Genomic DNA, 21,186 nt, shown 5'->3' with positions numbered 1-21,186 from the left:
CCACGGACACCCCCGCCCGGTGCCGGCTGCCGCCGGCGGTGCGCCGTCGCGCTCAGACCGCGCCCGCTCCCGTCAGCGCCCGGACCTCCGTCTCCGCGTGCCTCGCCTCGTCCGGGGCCTCGGAGGACGTCACCGTGCCGAGCCAGCCGGCGAGGAAGCCGAGCGGAATGGAGACGAGGCCGGGGTTCTGCAACGGGAAGAGCTGGAAGTCCAGTTCGGGGAACAGCGCCTCGGGGCTGCCCGACGCCACCGGTGAGAGCACCACGAGCAGGACCGCCGGCACCAGCCCGCCGTACACCGACCACACCGCGCCGCGCGTGGTGAAGTTCCGCCAGAACAGCGAGTAGAGCAGCACCGGGAGGTTCGCCGAGGCGGCGACGGCGAAAGCGAGGCCCACCAGGAACGCCACGTTGAGGTCGCGGGCGAGCAGGCCGAGTGCGATCGCGGCCGCGCCGATGACCGCGGCGGCGACCCGCGCCACCGCGACCTCGCTGTACCCCTTGCCGCGCCGCCGCCTCAGCGACGCGTACAGGTCGTGAGCGACCGACGCCGACGAGGCGAGGGTGATGCCCGCGACGACGGCGAGGATGGTCGCGAAGGCGACGGCGGCGACGACGGCGAAGAGCACCGTGCCTCCGGTGGAGCCCGCGCCGCCGCCCAGGTCGAGGGCGAGCAGCGGGACCGCGGTGTTTCCCGCCGCGTTCGACGAGCGCACCTCGTCGGTGCCGAGGATGGCCGCCGCACCGAATCCGAGCACGATCGTCATCAGGTAGAAGCTGCCGATGAGCCCGATGGACCAGACGACCGAGCGGCGGGCCGCCCGGGCCGTGGGCACGGTGTAGAAGCGGGACAGGATGTGCGGCAGGCCGGCGGTCCCCAGCACCAGGGCGAGCCCGAGACTTATGAAGTCCAGACGCGCGGTCCAGTCCGTGCCGTACCGCAGTCCCGGCGAGAGGAAGTCCTTGCCGTGTCCGCTCTGCGCGGCGGCGGAGTCGAGCAGCTGGTTGACGTCGCCGTGGAAGCGGACCAGGACGAGCACGGTGAGCGCGGTGGCGCCGGCCATCAGCAGTACGGCCTTGACGATCTGGATCCAGGTGGTGGCCCGCATTCCGCCCATGGACACGTAGACGACCATCAGCGCGCCGACGCCGATGACGGTCCACGAGCGCGCGGCTTCGCTCGTCCCGCCCAGGAGCAGGGCGACCAGGCTGCCCGCTCCCACCATCTGCGCGACCAGGTAGAGCACGGACACGGCGACCGAGGAGGTTCCCGCCGCGATCCGGACGGGGCGCTCGCTCATCCGGCTGGCGACGACGTCGGCGAGCGTGAACCGGCCGCAGTTGCGGACCAGTTCGGCCACCAGGAACAGCACCACCAGCCAGGCGACGAGGAAGCCCACGGAATAGAGCATGCCGTCGTAGCCGTAGAGCGCGATCAGCCCGGAGATGCCGAGGAACGAGGCCGCCGACATGTAGTCGCCGGCGATGGCGAAGCCGTTCTCCATCGGTGAGAACAGCCGTCCGCCGGCGTAGAACTCCTCGGCCGAGCCGCGCCGGTTGCGGCTGACCCAGGTGGTGATGGCCAGGGTCACCGCGATGAACGCGCTGAACAGCACGAGGGCCAGGGTCTGGTGATCGCCCGTCAACGCTCGTTCTCCCGCGCCGCGTCGGCCTGCCGGGGCAGGGGGAGTCCCTCGGCGGGCTCCGCCTTCCCGCCGTCGTCGCCGAGTGCCGGCTGCGCGTCCCGTGTCCGGTCGAAGACCGCCCAGCGGAGGTCGAGCGCGGCACGGTCCCTGCGCAGCCGGGCATGACGCGCGTACGCCCAGGTCAGCAGGAAGGTGCTGAGGAACTGGCCCAGCCCGGCCACCATCGCCACGTTGACGGCGCCGATCACCGGCCGCGCCATCAGCGCGGGGGCCGCGGTGGCCGTGATCACGTACGCCACGTACCAGATGAAGAACGCGGTGGTCGCCGGTACGACGAACCGCCGATAGCGGCTGCGGACCTCCTGGAAGGCCGCGCTGCGGTGCACTTCCAGGTAGATGTCGCTCGCCCGGTGGCGGTGGCCGCCGGCTCCCGCGGCAGGGGGCGCCGGGGGCGCGGTCTCGTCCGCACCGCCCGGTTCGCCCCAGCCGGAGGCCAGCGCGTCGTACCACGGGTCGTCGATGCGGACCGCACCGTCGTCCCGGTCTTGCTGCTTCTCCACGCTCAGCTCTCCTTGTCAGCGAACCGTTACGGCCGCTTGCCCAAGGATGGACAGAACGGGGGGATCCCGGACTCTTCTCTTCTGCTCTTCACCCCATCAGGTGACGGAAGCCGGCGCTCCGCCCCTGGCGTGGGATCAGGCGTCGATGCGCGAGCGGTCCAGGGTCGCCGCGGAGCTGGTGATGAACTCCTTGCGCGGCGCGACCTCGTTGCCCATCAGCAGGTCGAAGATCTGCTCCGCCGCCTCCAGGTCCCCGATGTTGATCCGGCGCAGCGTGCGGTGGCGCGGGTCCATCGTGGTCTCCGCGAGCTGGTCGGCGTCCATCTCGCCGAGGCCCTTGTAGCGCTGGATGGAGTCCTTGAAGCGGACCCCCTTGCGCTGGAACTCCAGCAGCGTGGAGCGCAGTTCGTTGTCCGAGTACGTGTACACGTACTTGTCCTGGCCCTTCTTGGGCTGGATCAGCTCGATCCGGTGCAGCGGCGGCACGGCGGCGAAGACCCGGCCGGCCTCGACCATCGGCCGCATGTAGCGCTGGAAGAGCGTGAGCAGCAGACAGCGAATGTGCGCGCCGTCGACGTCGGCGTCCACGAGCAGGACGATCTTGCCGTAGCGGGCCGCGTCGATGTCGAAGGTCCGGCCGGAGCCCGCCCCTATGACCTGGATGATCGAGCCGCACTCGGCGTTCTTGAGCATGTCGGAGACCGACGACTTCTGCACGTTGAGGATCTTGCCGCGAATCGGCAGCAGGGCCTGGAACTCCGAATTCCGGGCGAGCTTGGCCGTGCCGAGCGCCGAGTCGCCCTCGACGATGAAGAGTTCGCTGCGCTCGACGTCGTCGCTGCGGCAGTCCGCGAGCTTGGCGGGCAGCGAGGACGACTCGAGAGCGGTCTTCCGGCGCTGCGCCTCCTTGTGCTGGCGGGCGGCGATCCGTGTGCGCGCGGCGGCGACCGCCTTCTCCAGGACGGCCCGGGCCTGCGCCTTGGCGTCGCGCTTGGTCGAGGTCAGGAACGCCTTGAGCTCCTTGGCGACCACGTTGGCGACGATCCGGTTGGCCGCGGAGGTGCCGAGGACCTCCTTGGTCTGACCCTCGAACTGCGGCTCGGCGAGCCGGACCGTCACGACGGCGGTCAGCCCTTCGAGGGCGTCGTCCTTGACGATGTCGTCCTCGGCGACGCGCAGCAGCTTGGCGGAGCGCAGCACCTCGTTGATCGTCCTGGTGACGGAGCGCTCGAAGCCGGTGACGTGGGTGCCGCCCTTGGGGGTGGCGATGATGTTCACGAACGACTTGACCGTCGTGTCGTAACCGGTGCCCCAGCGCAGCGCGATGTCGACGCCGAGTTCGCGGGTGACCTCGGTGGGCGTCATGTGGCCGCGGTCGTCGAGGACCGGGACGGTCTCCTTGAACGTGCCGTGACCACTCAGTCGCAGAACGTCGCAGACGCCCTTGTCCTGGGAGAGGTACTCGCAGAACTCGCTGATGCCGCCGTCGAAGCGGAAGATCTCCTGCGACTTGCCCTCGCCCTCCAGGTCGCGCTCGTCGCGCACGACGATGGTGAGACCGGGCACGAGGAACGCCGTCTGGCGCGCACGCTGGTGGAGGGTCTCCAGCGAGAGCTTGGCGTCCTTGAGGAAGATCTGCCGGTCCGCCCAGTAGCGGACCCGGGTGCCGGTGCGGTTCTTGGGCACCCGCTTGCCCTTCATCAGCCCGTTGGCCGGGTCGAACGGGGCGTCCGGGCCGGACTCGGTGAAGATGCCGGGCACGCCCCGGCGGAAGCTGATCGAGTGGGTCGCACTGCCCCGGTCGACCTCGACGTCCAGGCGGGCGGAGAGCGCGTTGACGACGGAGGCGCCCACGCCGTGCAGACCGCCCGAGGCCGCGTACGACCCGCCGCCGAACTTGCCGCCGGCGTGCAGCTTGGTCATGACGACCTCGACGCCGGACAGCCCGGTCTTGGGCTCCACGTCGACGGGGATGCCTCGGCCGTTGTCGCGGACCTCGACCGAGCCGTCCTCGTGGAGGATGACCTCGATGTGGTCGCAGTAGCCGCCGAGGGCCTCGTCCACCGAGTTGTCGATGATTTCCCACAGGCAGTGCATCAGGCCGCGGCTGTCGGTCGAGCCGATGTACATGCCCGGCCTCTTGCGAACAGCCTCGAGCCCCTCGAGGACGAGCAGGTGCCGCGCGGTGTAGTTGGAACCGTCACGGTCTGCGGTCAGCAGCGCACTGGACGGCACGGACGTTTCGGCGGTCACGCGGTTCGCTCCTCGCTGAATTTGAATATGGCCGTGTGGGGGTATTGGCCCGGCGTCGGTCGCCGGTCAGAGGGTACCGAGGCCTGGTAGAGCCGATGTAACGCCACCCTCATGATTCAACATGCTAGTCCAGAGTCGCATACACGTTCGATCCCTCGATGGGGTGACGCGCACATCACGTTCCCTTCCAGGCATGAACCATTTAGGCTCCGGGCACGTCCTCATGAACAACCGGCAACCCAGCCGGGAGGACCCAAGGCCCAGAGAACCAAGCGAAACCGTAAAGCTAAGCAATACGGCACATTCGCCGCCAACCGGCAGCAGACAGCCACCTTGACGAAGAAGTTTCAGGGAAAAGGCCCGAGCGGGAACGTTTTCGGCCTGGTTGGATGTTGACCCTGGTACGACAGCTCGTCGAGCTAGAGAAGAGGCGACGTGACTACTGTTCTGACCCCCGCGAGCCCGCTGACGGCCGCTGACCGCTGCGACCGCTGCGGCGCCCAGGCGTACCTGCGCGTCGTCCTGACAAGCGGCGGTGAGCTGCTCTTCTGTGCCCACCACGGGCGCAAGTTCGAGCCGGAACTCAAGAAGATCGCCGCTGAGATACAGGATGAGACGGACCGTCTGACGGCCGTACCGGCCAGCACCGGAGAAGACGAGCGCTGACCTCGCATCCCACGACGAGCCAGGGGCCGGTCCAGGACCGGCTGACGGGCGGCCACCCCTCCGCGGGGGTGGCCGCCCGTTCTCTTGATGCCACGCTCCGGCCGGTGACGTGACGTCCTCGTGCGACCACGCCCAGCGACCGTCTATGCCTTCCCTGCGGTCAGCAGGGTGCCAACTTCGGCCCGATCATGGCCGAAAGTGTTCGGCGCAGCACCAACTGGGGCGCTGTTCTCACTGCTTGTCGGTCACCGTCGGCAGCACCTCTCCGACCCGGGTGTAGACCCCAGGGGAGTCGGCCCGGCCGCATCCGCTGCCCCAGGAGACGATCCCGATCAGCCGCCCCTGCGCCACGAGCGGACCGCCGCTGTCGCCCTGACAGGCGTCGTGTCCGCCCCTCGCGTCTCCGGCGCACATCATGGTGGCGGGCATGTAGCGACCCCCCATCACGCTTCCGGGGTACGCCTGCGCGCACACCGAGTCCGGCTGCACCTGCACCTGCGCGGCGTGCAGCGTGCGGGCGTACGTGCCGGCCCCCGTGGTGTCACCCCAGCCGTAGACCGTCGCCGCCGTGCCCGGGCGGTACGCCTCGTCCCCGCGACGGGCCGTCGCGATGGCGTGCTGCGCGGGCAGCGCGACGCCGAGAGTGAGCACGGCCAGATCCGCGGAGCTGGTCACGGGGTCGTACCCGGGCGCGAGCTGCACCCTCCGCACGGGGATCTCCTGCCCGCCGGGCCCGCGCAGATCCTCGCGCCCCGCGATCACCCGCAGGTCCCGTACCTCGCTCACCGGTGTCCCCAGCACCTCGCGGCTGAGGCAGTGGGCCGCGGTGAGCACCTTCGTCGGTGCCACCACCACGCCACCGCAGAACTGACCGGCCCTGGTACCCCCGAACCGGTCACGGCTGGACAGCGCGACGACCCAGGGGATCTCCGAGGACCGGACAGCGGCCCCTCCGATGATCACGCTGTCGGCGGCCGCCGGAGCCGGGGAGACCAGTGGCGTCAGAGCCGCAGCGGAGGCCAGGGCCAAGGCCGTCGTCAAGGGTCGGGTGATGGGACGTCGCATGCGCTCTCCTGACTCTCCGGTACTCTCCGTCCACTCAGCGTCAGCCAGTCGGGCACCGTCCGCACCCGCGCCACGTCGCTGCGCGAGCGGCGATGCCGGCAGCCGAACCCGGACGGGCGCTGCGGACGATCGTCCGGCAGGAGCAGAGCGGAGCGGAGGCGGATCCGCCCGCGGCGTGAAGGACGCGGCCGGACACGGTCGGCACGCTCGGAGCACGGCAGGTCGGCAGGTTCCGGACCACGGCAGACGAAGGGCCCGGCTCCCTCCGCCGGAAGCCGGGCCCTGTGCCGTGCGAGTCGTCCTCGTCCTAGTCCAGGTAGTCGCGCAGGACCTGGGAGCGGGACGGGTGGCGCAGCTTCGACATCGTCTTGGACTCGATCTGGCGGATCCGCTCACGCGTCACGCCGTAGACCTTGCCGATCTCGTCGAGCGTCTTCGGCTGGCCGTCGGTGAGGCCGAAGCGCATCGAGACCACGCCGGCCTCGCGCTCAGAGAGCGTGTCGAGCACCGAGTGCAGCTGCTCCTGGAGGAGCGTGAAGCTGACGGCATCGGCCGGGACGACGGCCTCGGAGTCCTCGATCAGGTCACCGAACTCGCTGTCGCCGTCCTCACCCAGCGGGGTGTGCAGCGAGATCGGCTCGCGGCCGTACTTCTGGACCTCGATGACCTTCTCCGGGGTCATGTCGAGTTCCTTGGCCAGCTCCTCCGGGGTGGGCTCGCGGCCCAGGTCCTGGAGCATCTGGCGCTGCACGCGCGCGAGCTTGTTGATGACCTCGACCATGTGCACCGGGATACGGATGGTGCGGGCCTGGTCGGCCATGGCGCGGGTGATCGCCTGACGGATCCACCAGGTGGCGTACGTGGAGAACTTGTAGCCCTTGGTGTAGTCGAACTTCTCGACGGCGCGGATCAGACCGAGGTTGCCCTCCTGGATCAGGTCCAGGAAGAGCATGCCGCGGCCGGTGTAACGCTTGGCCAGCGAGACGACCAGTCGGAGGTTGGCCTCCAGCAGGTGGTTCTTGGCCCGGCGGCCGTCCTCGGCGATGATCTCCAGCTCGCGCTTGAGCTTCGGGGCGAGCTTGTCCGAGTTCGCCAGCTTGTCCTCGGCGAACAGACCCGCCTCGATGCGCTTGGCGAGCTCGACCTCCTGCTCGGCGTTGAGCAGGGGGACCTTGCCGATCTGCTTCAGGTAGTCCTTCACCGGGTCGGCGGTGGCACCGGCGGCGGCGACCTGCTGCGCGGGGGCGTCGTCCTCGTCCTCGTCGGACAGCACGAAGCCGGCGCTCTCGGCGCCCTCGGGCTCGTCGCCGCCCGCCTTGCCCGTCTGGGGCTCCTCGAGCGCCTCCTCGCCCTCGAGCAGCTCCTCGGCGTCCTTCTTGGCCGCCGTCGTCTTCTTGGCCGCGGTCTTCTTCGCGGCGGTCTTCTTCGCGGCCGTCGTCTTCTTGGCCGTCGTCTTCTTCGCGGCGGTCTTCTTCGCGGGCGCGCCGGTTTCGCCGACGTCCGCCGTGGTGGCCTCGTCGTCGGCGGCCGTGGCCGACGACGCCGCGGTGGCGGCGGCGGTCTTGGCCGTGGCCGTCTTGGCGGCGACGGTCTTGGTGGCGGTGCGCTTTGCCGGGCTCTTAGCTGCGACGCTCTTGCGGGTGCGCTTGGGCGACTCCGCGGCACTGACCATCAGCGTCACACCCTCTTCCTCGAGGATCTGGTTGAGGCTGCGCAGAACATTCTTCCACTGGGTTGGCGGAATCTGGTCAGCCTCGAAGGCCCGACGCACGTCATCGCCGGCGATCTGCCCATCAGCCTTTCCCCGCTCGATGAGCGCCATCACAGACTCGGACTCGGCGATCTCCGGCGGGAGCGTACGGGATGTGCTGGCCGACACGAACAACCTCTCGGAACGATGGAAACGGCTTCCGGCCCCGCCCATGCTCGGGCCGGAGCCGACGACCGCCGGCTGGGGATGTACCGACGGCGCGGGATGAACCTCGGAGAGTGAACAGCGCCGTGATCGGCGCCCGTATTCCCTCCTCGGCTGTCACCTCTTAGGTCATCGCACTGTCTCGAGGAGTGTTACGCCCAATCCGCGTGGCCCGAGTCACACCTCATTTGCGACGAAACGACCAAATGGGGGTCCATTCAGCATTCGACCCCACAATCGTGCCGCCGGACCACAGGGTCCGGCGACACACGATGGGTACGCCTCGAACGCCCGGCCGCAGCCGCGGGTCAGTGCTCGCGCGGAGCCGGGACCACGCGCTCCACCTCGGGGTGCACGGTGAGAAGTTGCCGCATCGCCGATTCGGCGCCGTTCGCGTCGCCGGCGGCGAGGGCGTCGACGATCCGGGCGTGGTGGGCGAGGGAGGCCTCGGAAGGGCGGTCGCAGCCCGCGGCCGGACCCCCGGAGACCTGGAGCGCGGCGGCGACGATGCCGGACAGGTGCTCCAGCATGCGGTTCCCGGCGACCTGGATCAGGAGCGAGTGGAACTCGGCGTCGGCGCGGGTGAAGGTGATCCCGTCGCCCTGCGTGAGCGAGTGGCTCATGATCTCGACCATGTCGCCGAGGCGCTGCTGGACGTCCTCCCGGCCGTGCCCGGCCGCCAGCCGGGCGGCGAGCGGCTCGATCGTCCAGCGGAGCTCGGTCAGCTCACGGCGCTGGTCGTCCCGCTGGGGACCGAAGGCGCGCCACTCGATGATGTCGGGGTCGAGCAGGTTCCAGTCGCTGACCGGACGGACCCTGGTGCCGACGTTCGGACGGGCGCTGACGAGGCCCTTGGCCTCGAGGACCCGCAAGGACTCGCGGACCACGGTGCGGGACACCTCGAAGCGCTGGCCGATCTCCTCCGGCACGAGCGGACGATCGGCCCCGAGGTCTCCGGAGACGATCATCTGGCCCAGCTGCTGGACGAGTTGACCGTGGAGCCCGCGGCCCCGGCTGCCCGCGGCACGGCGGCCGGCCCGGCCCAACTCGCTTTCCGCGGTGTCCCAGGCCGGGGGGCCGACCCGGTCGACGCCGGGCACCTCCGGGTAGGGGTATCGGTCGAGATCGCCCGGGCCGGCGAGGCCGGACTCGACGGGGCGGGCGGCGGTCATCATGGTGTGCGCAAGGGTACTCACGCATCCTTTGTCGGCGCGCCCCGAGCCGCCCTTGAGGTCTTTGGTGAAAAGCACACGAAAGGGTGATCGGCGCTCGCCCCGCAATTGACGCCTTATCGGGAAGAAACGGTCATTCTTCGGGGAGTTACGGGCAGCTCATCGCACTGTGATCAGAATCGGTCACCAACGAGCTTTGCCGCGAAGGCTGATGAGCAGGTACGCGCAGAGCAGGACCGAAATCGACAACGTCAGCGCCGTTCCCACCGGTTGAACGAGCGCCCGCACGGCCGCGAGCAACCAGCGGTCCACCTCATGCGGCCACTGCAGCCAGACCAGCTCCCGCAGGCGGCCCGGGAATCCCTCGACCGAGCGCCCGGACGGTCCGGCGAACGCCTGCCGCACGAGCGGGGCGACCGCCATCGGTACGGCCAGTACCGCCGCCACACCCGCGGCCGTGGGGCGGAAGGTGCCCGCTGCGAGCAGGCCCGTCCAGGCGCAGCCGATCAGGAGACCGGCCCAACTCAGGCTGAGGGCCCGCCAGTTGCCGACAGACGGCACGGGGTCCGACCCGTACAGGAGCCACAGCACCTGGGCGTCCAGTACGGCGACGGCACAGCCGATCAGGAGGGCAGCGGTGCCCGTCACCGTGAGCTTGGCGAGGAGCAGGCCGAGCCGGCGGGGCACGGTTCCGCGCGCGGTCGCCAGCGCGGGATAGCGGGACTCCTCCCCGAAGGAGAGGGCGCCGAGGACACCGGCCCCGAAGGCTGCGGGTGGCAGGGGCAGCGCCTCGGGCCAGGCCGCGAGGAGGCCCGGCAGCGGAGTGCGGCCGGCGTACGCGAGCAGGGCGGAGAGCGCGGCGGAGCAGACGAGCACGGCCGCCGCGACCAGGTACGTCGTCCGGACCCCGAGGAAACGGCGCAGTTCGTACCGCAGCGGCTGGAGCGGCTGCGACGGAGCCCGCCGGGTTCCGGGTGCCCCGCGGCGGAGGCGGAATGGGCTCTCTTCGGCCGTGGCGTCCCGGCCCCGCTCCAGGAGTTCGGCCCGACCGCCTCGGAGGGAATCGGCTCGATCTGCCCGGGCGTCCGCGGGTCGCGACATGCCTGCGGGGGAACGGCTGCCGGAGGCGTCGCGACCCCAGGCAGAAGGGGGTTTGGCCTCCAGACGGAGGGCGTCGGGGCGGGAGGCGTCAGAACCGGAGGCGGCGGAGCGGGAGGCACCGTGGGACGGGGTGTCAGAGCGGGAGGCAGTAGGGCCCGAGACGACAGAACCGAGTGCGGCAGAACCGGGGACTTCGGGACGGAGGGCGTCGGTACGGAGGGCGTCGGTACGGAGGGCGTCGGGATCGCGGCCGGCCCCGTGGGCCGGGGTGCCCGAAGGCATGGCGGCCGCGGCCGAACCGGGGGTGGAGTGGAGCGCGGCCTGGGGAAGGGGGGCCGCGCGGTGCAGGGGCTCCGGGTGGCGGCCGGGAGCGTACGGCGCAGCGGGGCGGGGGCCTGAATGGTGCGCCGCCGCATGCGCGGGGCCGCCGTGCGGGAATGCCCGGCGAACGCTGCCGTCCCGCTCGGCGAGCCGTCGGCCGGCGGGGAGGTCCGGGGCGGGTGCGGCGCCGGCCTCGGGCGCTGCGAGGGCGACTCCGCTCGGGGCCTCGGCGCGCTGCTCGGGCGCGGGTACCGGACGAGGGCCCGCGTCTCCGATCTCGTCGGCGAGTTGATGGACGAGAACGCCGTGGCGGAAGGCGGCGTCACCGATCTCCGCACAGCTGCTCCCGTACACGGAGAGCCGGTTGCCGTCCTCGGTGACCACTTCGACCGAGCGCCGCGCGGCTCGTGACTCACTGCGCAGCGCCGCGGCGAGCCGGACGGCGTGCGGGGTCCGGACCGCGACCCGCGGCCGGAGTCGCGTGCGGGCGAAGTCGGCCACGTCCTGGTCGGCGACGAGCCGGCCCCCGTCGATCGTCACCACGCGATCCGCGGTCCTGGCGGCCTCCTTGGGGTCCGCGGTCGTGTAGAGGACGGTCCCGCCGTGCGCGGCATGAGCACGCAGCAGGCCGAACAGCCAGCTGTGCTCACGCGGTGAGAGTCCCCGGGACGGTGCGTCGAGCAGGAGCGTGTGCGGGTCCCCCAACAGCGCTGCGGCCAGACCCAGTCTGCGGTCCATGCCGAGCGAGAGCGAACCCAGCCTCGCGTCCCGCAGCGCGGCGATGCCCACGAGGTCGAGCATGTCGTCCGCGCGCGACACCGGCACTCCCGCGGCGGCGCAGAGCATCCGGAGCTGGCTCCGCGCCGTGCGGGCGGGGTGGCCCGGTACATCGCCCAACAGCACCCCCACCTCTTGGGCGGGGTTCGCGATGGCGTGCAGGGGGCGCCCCCGGAAGTACGTGACGCCCCTGCCGTCCTCGAGTTCGAGCATCAGCCGCAGGGCGGTGCTCTTCCCCGAACCCCTGGCCCCGAGAAGGGCGGTGACGCCGCCCGGTCTCGCCTCGAAGGTCAGGTCGTCCACGGCCGGCGTGAGGTACCGACGGGAGGTGCTGGTGAGTCCGATGGCCTGGAGCATCGCTTCCCTTGCGGAGGTGAGACCGCTCGGCGGCTGTGCGGGTACACGGCAGGTGCGGATACCGCAGCACGATAACGCGACATTTCGGACTTTCTACGCAGCCTCGTAGTGCCGGGTGTCAGGGCGAGGGCGGCATTTGCGCGCACACGCCGCCCTGCAGTCAGACCTCGGGGCGCAGCATCGGCGGATTGAGCAAGGTCGCGCCACCGGCCCGGAAGAGCTGTGCGGGGCGACCGCCCTGGCGGGTCGTCGTGCCGCCCGCGGGCACCAGGAAGCCGGGGGTGCCGGTCACCTTGCGGTGGAAGTTCCGCGGGTCCAGGGCCACGCCCCACACCGCCTCGTACACCCGCCGCAGCTCGCCGACCGTGAACTCCGGTGGGCAGAACGCCGTGGCCAGCGACGAGTACTCGATCTTGGAGCGGGCCCGTTCCACGCCGTCCGCCAGGATCTGTGTGTGGTCGAAGGCGAGCTGCCCGGACTGCTCCTCGCCCCGCGCACCGCCCTCCTGGCCCAGCAACGTCTCGACGGGTGCCCAGCGCGCACTGTTCGCATCGCCTCCGGCGCGGGGCGCCGGGAGGTCCGGAGCGAGTGCCAGATGTGCGACGCTCACCACCCGCATCCGCGGGTCGCGCTTCGGGTCGCCGTAGGTCGCGAGCTGTTCGAGGTGGGCGCCGTTGTCGGGCGCGGGCGAGTGGGGGTCGTGCACGCAGAGCCCCGTCTCCTCGACGAGTTCGCGCGCCGCCGCCCCAGTGAGGTCCTCGTCGGCCCTGACGAATCCCCCGGGCAGCGCCCACCGGCCCTGGTACGGCTGCTCACCGCGGCGCACGACCAGAGCGCACAGCGCATCACGCCGCACGGTGAGCACCACCAGGTCGACGGTGACAGCGAAGGGCGGGAAAGCCGACGGGTCGTAGGGCATGCCGCGATCATAGTCGTCTTCCTGACGATAAACACTCCCTTCGCGATCAGAACAACGGCTTCTTGGCGATCCGGATCGACAGCCCCGTCGCGCGCCGGACCCGCCGTACTCGCACCCCCAACTACGCCCTCCCCGCGCTCCCGACGACGTCTTCGACGGCTCTCCGCCCTCCCTTGGTTCGGCTCCGCCGATGACCCGGCCACCGGGCGGCGCCCGTCACCGGCCGGACGGGGGCCGGGACGGCCGGACGCCACGGGCCGGTGACTGACCGGCCCGGCCCGTGCCGGGGGTCGGGGCCGGGGCAGGACCCGCCGGGGCGCAGTCGGGGCAGGACCGAACGCGGCCGCACCGGGCCGGTCCGGACCGGCCGGCGACAGCGACAGCGACAGCGACAGCGACAGCGACAGCGACAGCGACTGTGACGGCGACGGCGACGGCGACGGCGACGGCGACGGCGAATCAGGACGAGGCGTGGGACAGCGAGGAACCGGCCCGAAGGCCGGGCGGGGGCCTCGCCCGGCGCGCCTCCCGATCCACGAGGTCCGGCCGTAGGGCACCACCGGTCAAACCGCACCGGACCCGACCGGGCGGGGCCGCCTCACGGCCCGGGGTTCCGGCGGTGCGGCACCGCCGGTAGGCCGGACGCGGGCCCTCGCGGAGACGGGACGATCACGCTCCGCCGCGCCTCCCAGGTCTTCGATCGACCGATCATGCTCCGTCACCCGTTCCCCTACCGCGGTCACCGGGCCGCTCCACCGATCGGGCCCGGCGCCGTGCAGCGGTGTCGCCGTCGACCTCGGAGGAGCGCCGCCTGGTGGACGGGGTGGCTCCCGGAGCGGCAGCTCGGCCAGCCGTGTTCTTCCTCAGGGCTGCCGGACGCACCGGACCGGAGCGCGACTGCGGCCTGCGCGCCCCCTCGCTGCGGTGACACGGGGGTTGCACCGAGCCGGGCGTCCGCGGCCCGGGCTCCCCTGCCGCGCCGGGGCTCGCCATGGCGACGGATGTGTCCTTTCCCGTCTCGGGGACTTCGGGTGCGGGGACAGCTGGTTCGGAGGGGGTGGGGGACGAGGTGTCCGGAGCGGCCTCCTGGGGAACCGCCGGCACGGTGCCGGGCTCGGCAGCGGCCGGCTCCCCACCGGCGGACCCGGCCGCGAGCTCCGGTGAAGCCGGGTCGGACCCCGCACAGCCGACCGTGAGCTCCGCAACTGCCGATTCCGATCCCGCCGGGCCGGCCACGGAAGCGGCGGCGACCGGGGCGGGCACGGACGTCGCCGCCTGCGCCGACTCCAAAGCCGCGCCCGGCGTGCGCAGACAGCGCCGCAGGTCCTCGGGGTCCAGCCCGTCGTTGCACGCCTGGTGGAGCAGCCGTGCGAAGACGTACTCCGGATCCACGCGGAGGGCGAGGCTGAGGGCGACTCGCGCGCTCGGCTCGTCGCCCGTGGACCAGGACACCCAGCCGGCCAGCGAGAGCGGAGCGGCCGCATGCTCCGCGTAGGGACCGACACAGCGCCGGGCCAGCGCCCGCCACAGCCGCAGCGCACGGTGGGCGTCCGGACCCTCCATCCACGCGGCGGCCCGGTCCCGGGTGTCGCGGTCCTGAAGTCCGAGAATCACCGCGGCCGCTTCGGCGTGGGAGATCAGCCTGTCGTCGCGTGCGTCCGCCGAGGACCGGCTCGTGTCCAGCGTCGCCCTCTCCCCCAGGCGCTTCATCAGCCGACGGGCGAGCCGCAGGGTCTCGGCCCCGACCTGCTCCCTGCTCCCTCCGTGCAGGATCCTCGGCAGCAGGGCCGCACCCGCGGAGTCCAGCGCCCGCTCCTGTTCGGCCATGGCCGGGCTCCGCAGCGGCTGGATGCGCGACTCCATCTCCCGCAGCGAGCCCCTGACCTGGATGCCCGCGTAAGCCGCTGCCGCGGCCATGACCGAGGTACCGGGAACCGCCATCGCCGTCCCCTCCGCCGGGCAGCAGCGGGTATCCGGGCAGCAGTAACTCCAGAACCGGCCGCCGGAGATGCACAGCGCCTCTGGGACCGGGACGTCGAGCGCTCCGCAGGAGGTGCGGAGCCACTGCGCGAGCGGGCGCAGCCGCTCCATCACCGCCCGGCCTGTCTCCGCCTCCGCGGGATCCTGGCACAGGAAGACGACGATGCCGTCGGGCCGGGCGCCCCGCCGCTCGCTGCCCTCGATGAGGCACTCGGCGAGGTGGCGGGCGACGGGCAGCCACTCGTGCTGCGACTCGGGGATTCCCAGACGGAGCCGGCCGCCGAAGCGGCCCCGCCCGCCGTGGAGCGCGACGAGCACGATCGAATCGGTCGGGTGGAAACCCAGCATGTACGGCAGGGCGTCGGCGAGTTCGGCCGGCCCGCGCAGAGTGATCTGCTGCTGCTCGTCGGCCGGCCCGGTGGGTTCGTGGTGCTTGTTCATGGCCCGACGGTCTCGCGGACCACCGCGGACCGCGACCCCTGTGGATAACGTTATCCACAGGCTGACCGGAGGAGCGGCCGGAGGACGTCCGCGTGGTCGCGGAGGTGGTTCGAGCGCGGGACGACCACCGCCCGGCACTCGACCACGTCAGTGCCTGCGTCCGCTCACGAGCGGGGGAAGCTCAGCCCGCCGCAGCGAGGACCATCGGAAGGACCTGTGCGCTGCCTGCCCGGCGGAGCAGGCGGGCGGCCACTGCGAGGGTCCAGCCGGAATCGGTGTAGTCGTCGACGAGCAGCACGGGGCCGGAGGATCCGGCCAGGGAGACGGCCAGGTCCTCGGACACGGTGAAGTTTCCGGACAGCGCCTTGAGGCGCTGGGCCGAGTTGCTGCGGCGGGCCGCGTGACCGCTGTCCGGCCCGGTGTACGTCAGGGTGCCGAGGTAGGGGAGGCGACCGATGGACGCGATTCCCTGAGCGAGGGAGCCGACCAACTGCGGGCGGGACAGGGAAGGCACGGCAACGATCCCCACCGGCCGGGCGGAGGCGTCCGGGACGTTCGGCGCCCAGCCGCCCGGCGAGCGCGCCCAGTCGGCGAGGACGGCCACCGCGGCCTTCAGCACGTCGTCGGGGACCGGTCCGTCGGGGGCGTTCTCGGCAAGCAGCGGGCGCAGTCGGTTGCCCCAGCCGATGTCGGAGAGCCGTCCGAGGGCACGGCCTGTGGAGCACTGCTCGCCGGCCGGGATGCGCCCCTTGAGGTCGACACCCAGTGCGGGCATCCCCGTCGGCCACATCCGGCGCGGCTCGACTTCCACGCCCGGGCGGTCCAGTTCCTTCGCGGCCCCCGTCAGCGCCTCGGACGAAACGGCGGAGTCGATCCAGGCGCCGGTGCAGTTGTCGCACCGGCCGCACGGGGCCGCTCCCTCGTCGTCCAACTGCCGGCGCAAGAACTCCATCCGGCACTGGGAGGTGCTCACGTACTCGCGCATGGCCTCCTGCTCGGCCGCCCGCTGCCGAGCCACCCACGCGTATCGCTCCGTGTCGTACACCCAGGGCTGTCCCGTGCTGGTCCAGCCGCCCTTCACCCGGCGCACCGCGCCGTCCACGTCCAGGACCTTGAGCATCGTCTCCAGCCGGGTCCGCCGGAGATCCACCGCCGCCTCCAGAGCCGGCACGGACAGCGGCCGTCCCGCGTCGGCGAGAGCCGCCAGGGTCTGGCGGACCTGAGCCTCGGGCGGGAAAGCGGCGTCGGCGAAATAGCGCCAGATCGCCTCGTCCTCCTTGCCCGGCAGCATCAGGACGTCGGCGTGCTCCACCCCACGACCGGCGCGCCCCACCTGCTGGTAGTACGCGATCGGAGAGGACGGCGACCCGAGGTGGATCACGAAACCCAGGTCCGGCTTGTCGAACCCCATGCCCAGCGCGGACGTCGCCACCAGCGCCTTCACCCGGTTCTGCTGGAGGTCCGCCTCGGCCTGGAGCCGGTCGGCGTTCTCCGTCCGGCCCGTGTACGAGTCCACCTTGAACCCGCGCTGCCGCAGGAAAGCGGTGGCCTCCTCAGCCGCGGCGACCGTCAGCGCATAGATGATCCCCGAGCCCGGCAGCTCGTCCAGGTGCTCGGCGAGCCATGCCAAGCGGTGCGCCGCGTCCGGCAACCGAACCACACCGAGCCGAAGGCTCTCCCTCTCCAGCGGACCGCGCAGCACCAGGGCTTCGCCTGCACCGGTGCCCAACTGCTCAGCCACGTCCGCGGTCACCCGCGCGTTGGCTGTCGCGGTTGTGGCGAGCACCGGGACTCCGGGGGCGAGCTCGGCGAGCATGGCCCGCAGCCGGCGGTAGTCCGGGCGGAAGTCGTGGCCCCAGTCGGAGATGCAGTGCGCCTCGTCGACCACGAGCAGGCCGGTCGTGGTCGCGAGCTTGGGAAGTACCTGCTCGCGGAAGTCCACGGAGTTCAGGCGCTCCGGACTGACGAGGAGAACGTCGGTCTCACCGCGCTCGACCTCGCCGTGGATCGTGTCCCAGTCCTCCGGATTGGCCGAGTTGATCGTGCGCGCCTGGATGCCCGCCCGCGACGCCGACTCGACCTGGTTGCGCATCAGCGCCAGCAGGGGCGAGATGATCACGGTGGGCCCGAAGCCCCGACGGCGCAGCAGAGCGGTGGCGACGAAGTACACCGCCGACTTGCCCCAGCCGGTGCGCTGCACCACCAGTGCGCGCCGGCGCTGCTCCACCAGGGCCGCCACCGCCTGCCACTGATCCTCCCGCAGCCGCGCCGAGCCCCCCGGGGCACCGACGAGCTCAGCGAGGACGGCATCGGCTTCGGCACGGAGCTCCAGGTTGTCCATGCCCCCATGCAACCCGATGGCACCGACAATCAGCGAATCCACCCGGCGTGAGGCGGGGCTCACGAAGGGTGCGCCTGCCACGCACTGATCGCGGACGGCAGGGGCCGAGCACTGGACCAGGACGATTCCCGCTCCCGATCCCCGCGCCTTCGCAGGTCAGAGCCTCCATGACACCCGGAATCCGAAGCCTTTGGGCGGCGGGAGGCCAGCGGGGGCCGGTCCGTTCAGGAAAGCGCGAGGCCGTCCCTGACACGGCCGGCGTGCCGGAGCTCGCCTTCGTCGGGCAGGAGGCCGGTGATCCGGGTCCAGATCGTCTCGGCGTCCACCCGGACGAGCCTGAAGGTGCTCTCCGGGGTGATCCGCTGCGCGGCCACAGGCTCGGCGGGCAGTTCCCGCAGCCAGTAGCCGAGAGGGCCGCAGTCCCAGACGGCGAAGCCGCGCGTCTCCACACCGTCCCGACCCTCGTGGTGAGCCTGCCAGGCCGCGGTCAGACGCCAGCTCGACCGGAGCCCGGAGATCAGGTCGGCGACGAGCGTCAGCGCCGCCTCGCCGAGGCTGTCGCCCGTCGCGAGGGCCCGGAGGATCGCCTCGCGCTCGTCGTCAGCGGACCGGACGAGGTCCTCGCCTTCCAGGACCGCGAGGCCGGCCTCGACGGTGCCGATGGTCGTCTCGACGACGGAGAGAGCTGTTTCCCGGCCGGTCGAGGACTGCTTGAGGTTCACCATGTCGGCGAGCTTCCAGACCAGCATCCTCGGCTCGACGCAGGAGTACTCGGCCTCGGTCGCGCCCGGCCACGCCTCGTGCGCGACGACGTGTTCCTCACCGATGAGCACGCCGTGGTGCAGCTTGCCCTGCCGGCCGGCAGTCTCCAGCGAGATGACCACGCCCGGGGTGAGGACCGTCTCCGCGAGCGGCAGCAGAACGGCGGACAGCTTCCCGTCCTCATCGATCAGACCGCAGTCCAGCAGTTCCTTCCGGGCCGCCGCGAACTCGTCGGGGACCACGTCCCCCGTCGCCAGCTCGGAGAGGACGATCAGATGCTCGTCGGCCAGCCGGAAGCGGGACCGGGAAACGTCGAACGAAGGCATACACACTCACTTGGTAGTCACTCAGGACTGGGACTCGGCCCAGAAGTTGAAGATCCTTGAGAATCCCGCCCGCGCGGCGCCGCGCCGCGTGAGCACGGACCGGTCGACCCCGGAGAAGAGAGCCGCGAGGGAGACGTCGGCGGGCAGGACGCGTCCCACCGCCTGCACGGTCATCTTCCTGCCGCTTCCGAGGCCCGACTGCCGCACCGTGATGACGACACCGGGGTCTTCGGCATCCGGCCGGCGGAACAGCTGGTAAGCCCGGCGGTTGATCGCCGTGAGCCTGTACGCGTCGCCCAGATACGTCATGTGCAGGGAACGCCCCCGGTGCGTCGGCGCCCAGCGGTTCCGGCTCATCCGCACGAGCCCGTCGCCCACCCGGAGCGTCGCGCGGTTGAGGGTCGGCATCGACACGACATCCGTGTGCATGCCACGAGTCTCGAACGTGGCCGTGGGGATCAGACCGCCGTGCACAGCGGTGACGATCGCGTTGGGCACGTCCGGACCCGCCGGGTACACCACCCGGATGTCGCCGAGCTCCGGAGAAGTGCCCTGCCAGCCGAACTTCGTGCGCCCGGCGGGCTGCTTTTCCTTCCACTGGGCAAGCGTGAACGGGCTGATGGTCGTGTGCATGTGTTCCTCGCTAGTCGAACGGGTTGAGGGCGCTGCCCAGCTTCTTCGCCCCCTCGGCGATACCGTCGCCGAGATCCGAGGCCCTGTCGCCCACCCAGTCGCCGGCCTTCTCGATTCCGTCGCCGATGGCCTCGTGGTTGTCCCAGATCAGGCAGCCTGCGTACACCACGCCTGTGCCGATCGCCAGGCCGGCCGTGACCGGGTTGGGAGCCACGGTCAGCGCGGTCATCGACGCGCTGAACGCCGTTCCGCCGAGATCGGTGGCGAACTTCGAGGGGTTGGCCTTGATCATGTCCGCGTCGTACGTGGCCAGGTTCGCCACGCCGTAGGCGGTCGCCGACGGCGTCGGCGCGTGCGGTCTCCAACTGCTTCTTCAGTTCGACGAACTGGGCATGCGCATTGTGGAGCAGTGTCGCCGTCGCCTTGGCCTGGGTCTGGGCGGCCTGGTACTCGTACCGGGTCGCGGCGAAGTTCATGGAGGCCGCGTTCGCGCTCTCGCCCTTCCACGCGTCGCCGAGCGCGATTTTCTGGACGCTGTCCCGATAGCGCTTCTCGACCTTCGCGAATTCCTCCGCCATCGAATTCCACTTGTCGGCAGCGGTGGAGAGCTTTCCGAAGTCGGTCGTCATGACTTCGCGATATGTCAGCATGCCCTTTTCCCTGGGGCGATTCGGAGCCGTCCGGCGAACTCTCCGTCGCTCACTCGTAGCCGTTGAACACCGACGGCGTCCTGATGCCGTTGATGCGGTCGCGTCGGCCGGTGTCGACTCCCGTCAGGGTGGTGACGGTATTCCTGAGCCCGTCGCGCTCCTTGCCCAGGCGGCCCATGAGCGTCTCCACCTGCCCGTCCCAGGTGGTTTGCACCTTTCTCAGCGCGGCCGCCGTCGCCCAACCGCTGAACGCGCCGACGGCGCTGCCGTTGGCCTCGTCCGCATGCCCGCCCGCCTTCCTGGTCCTGGTCAGCAGCTCGTTCTCGATGACGCCTGCGGCGGCGCTCTTCTCGGCCGGCATCGAGGCGAGCTCGGGCGTGCCGCTGGGTCCGGGGGCCGGTCCGCTCTCGGGGAGTTGGTTCAAACGCATGGCCGCGGAGCGGCGTTCGGCCGCCTGGGCCCGCAGCTCGGCCCATTCCTCGTCAAAGCCCACCGTGCGCCAAACCCCCCGACTCCAGTGATCACGAATTCGCGTCGCATTGTACGTCCGACACCGCAGGGCGTCAGAATCGATCACGCGGCGACCTCGACTTCGGTTCCCGCCGAGGACAACTCCGCGGCAATCCGAAGGTAATTGAGGATTTGTGAGGATCGGATGGTGAACGTGGAGAATCCTCAGAGGCGGTTCGTGATGCGCCGAGACGCGCTGCCACAGCCACGCGGGAGATCGTGAACGCGATCTCCACTCCCGCGGACGAGCAGGCGTTCACGGGCCGGGCGCTGGGCCGGCTCTCCGACATCGGCTGGGGCAACCGGCTGCGGCCGATGCTCGCCGCGCAGGGTCCGGAGGGCCCGGTGCCCGCCGATGTGGCCGCTGCCGTCGTCGGCGTGCTCGCCGACTGGGCCCGGGGCCCGGGTGGTTGGTCCTGCGGAGCCGCTGACACGCCCGCCCGGTGGGGGTGGTGACCGTCGCCTCGCGCGGCAGGCCGCGGCTCGTGGGCTCGCTCGCGGCCCGCATCGCGGAGGTCGGGAGGATGCCGTTGCTCGGCACCGTCGAGTATGCGGACGGTTCGGAGGACCGGCACATCTCGCGCACGAACAGCGCACAGCGGGTGCGCGGGCTGCACGAATGCCTCGTCGTCCCAACGGATCTGGCGCGGGCGGTGGCGGAAGCCGGCGGCCCGGTACTGCTCGTGGACGATCTTTCGGACAGCGGCTGGACCCTCGCCGTCGCGTCACGTCTGTTGCGCCGAGCGGGAGCTGAGGGGGTGTTTCCGCTGGTCCTGGCAGTTCAGGCGTAAG

16 protein-coding genes and 1 pseudogene are annotated in these 21,186 nt (G+C 71.3%); 3 read left to right on the top strand and 14 right to left on the bottom strand.

Going from position 1 to position 21,186, the window contains the following annotated elements; all coding sequences use genetic code 11:
* Positions 1 to 52 precede the first annotated feature (52 nt).
* From BLT82_RS00415 to BLT82_RS00405, 3 genes are all read right to left on the bottom strand, one after another.
* A complete protein-coding gene (locus tag BLT82_RS00415) occupies positions 53 to 1,645 on the bottom strand; it encodes a solute symporter family protein (RefSeq protein WP_093651732.1) in 1,593 nt (530 codons plus the stop codon).
* Positions 1,642 to 2,205, bottom strand: coding sequence for a DUF485 domain-containing protein (locus tag BLT82_RS00410; RefSeq protein WP_244291765.1), 564 nt, complete (start codon positions 2,203 to 2,205; stop codon positions 1,642 to 1,644). The genes BLT82_RS00415 and BLT82_RS00410 overlap by 4 nt, the downstream gene beginning before the upstream one ends.
* A 135-nt stretch (positions 2,206 to 2,340) precedes the next feature.
* Entirely contained in the window at positions 2,341 to 4,458 is a 2,118-nt protein-coding gene (locus BLT82_RS00405) for a DNA gyrase/topoisomerase IV subunit B (protein WP_093651731.1), read from the bottom strand.
* 435 nt (positions 4,459 to 4,893) lie between these two features.
* Between BLT82_RS00405 and BLT82_RS00400 the strand changes: the two genes are divergently transcribed.
* Positions 4,894 to 5,124: a DUF7455 domain-containing protein gene (locus BLT82_RS00400; RefSeq protein WP_093651730.1), complete on the top strand. Its 231-nt coding sequence runs from the start codon at positions 4,894 to 4,896 to the stop codon at positions 5,122 to 5,124.
* A 231-nt stretch (positions 5,125 to 5,355) separates the two neighbouring features.
* Here the strand turns inward: BLT82_RS00400 and BLT82_RS00395 are convergent, their stop codons facing one another.
* The 10 genes from BLT82_RS00395 to BLT82_RS37670 form a co-directional block, all read right to left on the bottom strand.
* Positions 5,356 to 6,189, bottom strand: coding sequence for a S1 family serine peptidase (locus BLT82_RS00395; RefSeq protein ID WP_093651729.1), 834 nt, complete (start codon positions 6,187 to 6,189; stop codon positions 5,356 to 5,358).
* Positions 6,190 to 6,496: 307 nt separating this feature from the next.
* On the bottom strand, positions 6,497 to 8,068 hold the full coding sequence (locus BLT82_RS00390) for an RNA polymerase sigma factor (RefSeq protein WP_280142440.1): 1,572 nt from the start codon (positions 8,066 to 8,068) through the stop codon (positions 6,497 to 6,499).
* Between the two features lie 344 nt (positions 8,069 to 8,412).
* Positions 8,413 to 9,354, bottom strand: a complete 942-nt coding sequence (locus tag BLT82_RS00385) for a FadR/GntR family transcriptional regulator (protein ID WP_093651727.1) — start codon at positions 9,352 to 9,354, stop codon at positions 8,413 to 8,415.
* A 105-nt stretch (positions 9,355 to 9,459) separates the two neighbouring features.
* Complete coding sequence (locus tag BLT82_RS00380; RefSeq protein ID WP_093651726.1) at positions 9,460 to 11,832, bottom strand: ATP-binding cassette domain-containing protein; 2,373 nt, start codon at positions 11,830 to 11,832, stop codon at positions 9,460 to 9,462.
* Positions 11,833 to 11,992: 160 nt separating this feature from the next.
* A complete protein-coding gene (locus BLT82_RS00375; RefSeq protein WP_093651725.1) occupies positions 11,993 to 12,751 on the bottom strand; it encodes an NUDIX hydrolase in 759 nt (252 codons plus the stop codon).
* Between the two features lie 708 nt (positions 12,752 to 13,459).
* Positions 13,460 to 15,172: a DUF4192 family protein gene (locus BLT82_RS00365; RefSeq protein WP_093651724.1), complete on the bottom strand. Its 1,713-nt coding sequence runs from the start codon at positions 15,170 to 15,172 to the stop codon at positions 13,460 to 13,462.
* A 181-nt stretch (positions 15,173 to 15,353) separates the two neighbouring features.
* On the bottom strand, positions 15,354 to 17,513 hold the full coding sequence (locus BLT82_RS00360) for a RecQ family ATP-dependent DNA helicase (RefSeq protein ID WP_093651723.1): 2,160 nt from the start codon (positions 17,511 to 17,513) through the stop codon (positions 15,354 to 15,356).
* Between the two features lie 224 nt (positions 17,514 to 17,737).
* Complete coding sequence (locus tag BLT82_RS00355) at positions 17,738 to 18,601, bottom strand: histidine kinase (protein WP_093651722.1); 864 nt, start codon at positions 18,599 to 18,601, stop codon at positions 17,738 to 17,740.
* A gap of 21 nt (positions 18,602 to 18,622) precedes the next feature.
* The gene (locus BLT82_RS00350) at positions 18,623 to 19,234 is read right to left on the bottom strand and encodes a hypothetical protein (RefSeq protein ID WP_093651721.1); all 612 of its coding nucleotides are present in this window, start codon (positions 19,232 to 19,234) and stop codon (positions 18,623 to 18,625) included.
* 10 nt (positions 19,235 to 19,244) lie between these two features.
* Complete coding sequence (locus BLT82_RS37670; protein ID WP_244291764.1) at positions 19,245 to 19,556, bottom strand: hypothetical protein; 312 nt, start codon at positions 19,554 to 19,556, stop codon at positions 19,245 to 19,247.
* Positions 19,557 to 19,657: 101 nt separating this feature from the next.
* Between BLT82_RS37670 and BLT82_RS38525 the strand changes: the two genes are divergently transcribed.
* A complete protein-coding gene (locus BLT82_RS38525) occupies positions 19,658 to 19,780 on the top strand; it encodes a hypothetical protein (protein WP_280142439.1) in 123 nt (40 codons plus the stop codon).
* Between the two features lie 153 nt (positions 19,781 to 19,933).
* On the opposite strand, the gene BLT82_RS00340 is transcribed toward BLT82_RS38525, so the two are convergent.
* Positions 19,934 to 20,377, bottom strand: a complete 444-nt coding sequence (locus tag BLT82_RS00340; RefSeq protein ID WP_093651720.1) for a hypothetical protein — start codon at positions 20,375 to 20,377, stop codon at positions 19,934 to 19,936.
* 254 nt (positions 20,378 to 20,631) lie between these two features.
* Between BLT82_RS00340 and BLT82_RS00335 the strand changes: the two are divergent.
* A pseudogene (locus BLT82_RS00335) lies at positions 20,632 to 21,185 on the top strand (phosphoribosyltransferase family protein); the annotation flags it as partial.
* Position 21,186: the final 1 nt, after the last annotated feature.

Origin of the sequence: Streptomyces wuyuanensis (assembly GCF_900103455.1) — a bacterium.
Lineage (GTDB): Bacteria > Actinomycetota > Actinomycetes > Streptomycetales > Streptomycetaceae > Streptomyces > Streptomyces wuyuanensis.
This window is presented reverse-complemented; position numbering and strand designations above follow the sequence as displayed.

Coding starts and splice junctions, on each gene's coding strand:
- BLT82_RS00380 (WP_093651726.1), bottom strand. CDS start 11,832: ATGCTCCAGGCCATCGGACTCACCAGCACCTCCCGTCGGTACCTCACG.
- BLT82_RS00350 (WP_093651721.1), bottom strand. CDS start 19,234: ATGCACACGACCATCAGCCCGTTCACGCTTGCCCAGTGGAAGGAAAAG.
- BLT82_RS00360 (WP_093651723.1), bottom strand. CDS start 17,513: ATGGACAACCTGGAGCTCCGTGCCGAAGCCGATGCCGTCCTCGCTGAG.
- BLT82_RS00365 (WP_093651724.1), bottom strand. CDS start 15,172: ATGAACAAGCACCACGAACCCACCGGGCCGGCCGACGAGCAGCAGCAG.
- BLT82_RS00375 (WP_093651725.1), bottom strand. CDS start 12,751: ATGCCCTACGACCCGTCGGCTTTCCCGCCCTTCGCTGTCACCGTCGAC.
- BLT82_RS00395 (WP_093651729.1), bottom strand. CDS start 6,189: ATGCGACGTCCCATCACCCGACCCTTGACGACGGCCTTGGCCCTGGCC.
- BLT82_RS00355 (WP_093651722.1), bottom strand. CDS start 18,601: ATGCCTTCGTTCGACGTTTCCCGGTCCCGCTTCCGGCTGGCCGACGAG.